Here is a 3422-nt window from a genome sequence, read left to right as displayed (position 1 = left end):
AGACGGTGGGATTCGAACCCACGGACCCTTGCGGATCAAACGATTTCGAGTCGTTCTCGTTATGACCACTTCGATACGTCTCCGTATTTATCTCAACATCAGCACCTCAGAAAACGGGGAGAACTGATGGGGAGAACAAAGAAAAATATTCAGTTAAAGACACCCGAAAAACCCCCGTAAAATCAAGGGTTTCCGGTCAGGGAGCTGCCGGATAGCGACCACGATTTCGAGTCAGGCCCGTTATGACCACTTCGATACACCTCCGTGTGTACCGTGATTCAGTTGTGTGAGGATACACCATCCAGTTGCAAGTTCGTCCCCGTGTGAGCAAGGGGCCGCAGATACGCATCCAAAGCACAGCGTAATCAAGTGCTTATCTATTCTAACACAGCTTTGCGGTACAGGCAAGTATTTTTTCAAAAAACCTGCAAAAATATAGCGCCCGACCATCTGTGCCGGGCACAGGGCACCTCAGCTTCTCCGCTTTGCGCCGCCCGACTCTGTCAAGTATGCCAGCAGACCGCGGCAGCCGTCCTCGACATCCCGCCACGTCGCGTCAAAATCACCGGTGTACCACGGGTCAGCGACCTCACCAGGACGACCGGCAAAGTCCAGCAGCAGGTGCAGCTTACCGTCTGCATCGCCGCCGCAGATGCGCTGCATGTTGCGCAGATTTGCCTGATCCATGCCGATCAGCAGGTCATATTTTTCGTAATCGCTGTGCCGGAGCCTGCGCGCCGTCTTGCCCGCACAGCCGATGCCATGCTCGGCCAGCTTGCGCCGCGTGGGAGGATAGACCGGGTTTCCGAGCTCCTCGGCGCTGGTGGCTGCGGATTCGATGAGGAAGCGCGAAGCCAGTCCGGCCTTGTCCACCATGTCCTTCATGACGAACTCGGCCATAGGACTTCTGCAAATATTGCCGTGGCACACGAACAAAATTTTTATCATAAATAAAGACACCTCAAGTTATGTGAACATTTCATGCGTTTTGAGCATTTCGCCTTTTCACTTTTAGAGCAAGCTTGTCAATCCACATCAATCTTTATCACTTTCCGTGCAAATGGGGTTAAATTGATGTCTGCTGCAAAAAACTCACATATATCACGGATAGAGCTATTGGCAGCAGCTTCCTTGATGATGCCGATGCGTCTGGCTGAAGGCTCTAGGAAGTGAAGACCACAAGGATTCTTATGTACTCGAAAGGCAAAATCACCCCGCGCGCGGGGTAATTTCTGTTTTACAGCGGTGCTGCCGTGTCAGCCGGACGATGCTGCAAACTGCTCGGCGAGCTGCTGACTGATGAACTGCCGCGCTGTGCGCGGCGAGCGGCCGTTGCGGCGCAGCGCGAAGCGCTCGGCCAGCAGATGCAGCTCCTCGCGGGGCAGGTCAAGCCCGCTCTCGGCGGCAAGCTGCTCGACGATATACAGGTACTCGTCCTTATCCGGCACGGAGAAGGTGATCTCCAGCCCAAAGCGGTCGGAGAGCGAGGTGACTGTCTCCAGTGTGTCGCGCACGCGCACCTCATCGCCCTGCCGGTCGGCCATGCTCTCGCGGATCAGGTGGCGGCGGTTGCTGGTGGCATAGATGATGAGATGGGCGGGCTTGCCGGCAAGGCCGCCCTCGATAAACGCCTTGAGCGCGGCAAAGCTCGCGTCCTCGCGGTCAAAGCTGAGGTCGTCCAGATACACAATGAAGCGGAAGGGCGAGCGCAGCGTTTGGGCAAAAAGCGCGGGGAAGAAGGCGATGTGGCGGGGCGCCATCTGGATGATTTTGAGACCCTCGTCCGCATATTCGTTGACGACCGCTTTGACCGTCGAGCTTTTGCCCGTGCCCTTGTCGCCGTAGAGCAGGATGTTGTTGGCCTCGCGCCCGGCGAGAAAGGCGCGAGTGTTTTGGAGGATTTGTGCTTTCTGGTGCGCATAGCCGGGCAGCTCACATAGGCGGACAGGATCAGGGTGCGGTATGGGGGCGAGCTGTCCGTCGTCCTGCATGGCAAAGGCCGTGGCCTGTGCGAAAAAGCCGTAGCCGTCCGCGCGGTAGTAGGCGGCGAGCGCGGCGCCGTCGGCAAAGGGCAGGGGGGCGGCGGCGGGGAAATCGGGCAGCTCGCGCAGCGCGGGCGCGCTGAAGCGGGAGACAGCCGCAGCCTTGAGCACCGCCCCGTCCAGCGCGAGCAGCGCGCTGAGCACCTCCAGGTCGTGCGAGGCCGCATACAGCACGGCGGGCGTGGGCGCAGCGATCGTGTCGGTCATGCTGTTGACATCGAAATGTACTGCGTCGAGCATAGCGCGGGACGGGTCCTCGCAGGCCAGCAGCGTCTGGCACAGCGCGCCGTAGCAGTCGGCAAAGCGCGCGGCGTCTCGCTCGAGCGCGTCAAGCGTGTCCATATAGCGGGTGACGAGCGGGTGCTTTTGCAGGCCGCGCAGCACGGAAAGTGCGCGCGCACGCAGTGAAAGGGCGGTAAGTTCCATTATATATTCCTCCGAAAACAGATTTTTCGATTGGTTTCAGCATATCACACTTCGGCGGCTTTTTCAACATAACATGAGATAGAGCCAAAAAGGAGGAGAGATTTATGAGCCACTATGCTCTTTTGATATGCCGCAGCCAGACCGAAGCGATCGGTCTGCGGCGGCACCTGACGCAGATGGGGATTCCGGGCGAGGTGACGCGCCCGCCGCGGCACGCCCGCACCGAATCGTGCGGCTGGGCCGTGCGCGTGCAGGCGGCGCGGGCGGATGAGGCCGTGCACCGTCTGCGCCTGCTGGGCGCGCCGCCCTGCCATGTCATACCGGACGAGGAGGCGGGCAGATGATCTATCTGGACAACGCCGCCACCACGTTTATCAAGCCGCGCGCGGTCGAGGAGGCCGTGCGTGGCGCGATGCGCGGTGCGGCGGGCTACGCGCGCGGCGGCTACGCGGCCGCCATGCGCGCGGGCGAAATGATGTATGCCTGCCGGGAGCAGGCGGCCGCGCTGTTCGGCCTTGCCGACCCGGCGCGCGTTGTACTGACTATGAACGCCACACACGCGCTCAATCTGGCCATCCACGCGCTGGCGCGGCCGGGCACGCGCACAGTCGTGGGCGGATACGAGCACAACGCGGTCATGCGGCCGCTCATGCTGCGCGGCATAAAGCCCACCGTGCTTGACGCGCCGCTATGGGACGCCGGGGCAATGGTGGAAAAGGCGCGGCGGGCGCTGGACGCGGGCGCAGAGCTGTTCATACTGAACCATGTGTCCAACGTATTCGGCTTTGTCGCCCCGCTGGACGAGATCGCGGCGCTGCTCACGGCGCGGGGCGTGCCGCTGATTTTGGATGCATCTCAATCGGCGGGCATACTGGATATCAACGTGGGCAAATACCCCTGTCTGGCCGCGGTGTGTATGCCCGGCCACAAGGCACTGTACGGCCCGCAGGGCAC

4 protein-coding genes are annotated in these 3422 nt (G+C 60.8%); 2 read left to right on the top strand and 2 right to left on the bottom strand.

All coding sequences use genetic code 11. The annotated features are described in order from the left end of the window. Positions 1-471: 471 nt before the first annotated feature. Both MR935_RS05370 and MR935_RS05365 read right to left on the bottom strand, forming a co-directional pair. Positions 472-948, bottom strand: a complete 477-nt coding sequence (locus MR935_RS05370; protein ID WP_290571741.1) for a low molecular weight protein-tyrosine-phosphatase — start codon at positions 946-948, stop codon at positions 472-474. 308 nt (positions 949-1256) lie between these two features. Beyond that, a complete protein-coding gene (locus MR935_RS05365) occupies positions 1257-2468 on the bottom strand; it encodes an ATP-binding protein (protein ID WP_290571739.1) in 1212 nt (403 codons plus the stop codon). A gap of 104 nt (positions 2469-2572) precedes the next feature. On the opposite strand from MR935_RS05365, the gene MR935_RS05360 reads away from it, so the two are divergent. Continuing rightward, positions 2573-2812 carry a DUF3343 domain-containing protein gene (locus tag MR935_RS05360; RefSeq protein ID WP_290571737.1) on the top strand — a complete coding sequence of 80 codons (240 nt, stop codon included), beginning with the start codon at positions 2573-2575 and terminating at the stop codon, positions 2810-2812. Continuing rightward, on the top strand, positions 2809-3422 hold a 614-nt coding region (locus MR935_RS05355), incomplete at its 3' end, for an aminotransferase class V-fold PLP-dependent enzyme (RefSeq protein ID WP_290571735.1). The genes MR935_RS05360 and MR935_RS05355, both read left to right, overlap by 4 nt.

The sequence above is a fragment of the Agathobaculum sp. genome (assembly GCF_022775115.1).
In the GTDB taxonomy this organism is placed as follows: Bacteria; Bacillota; Clostridia; order Oscillospirales; family Butyricicoccaceae; genus Agathobaculum.
Note: the sequence above shows the minus strand (reverse complement) of the source record. Positions and strands in the feature narration are given on the sequence as shown.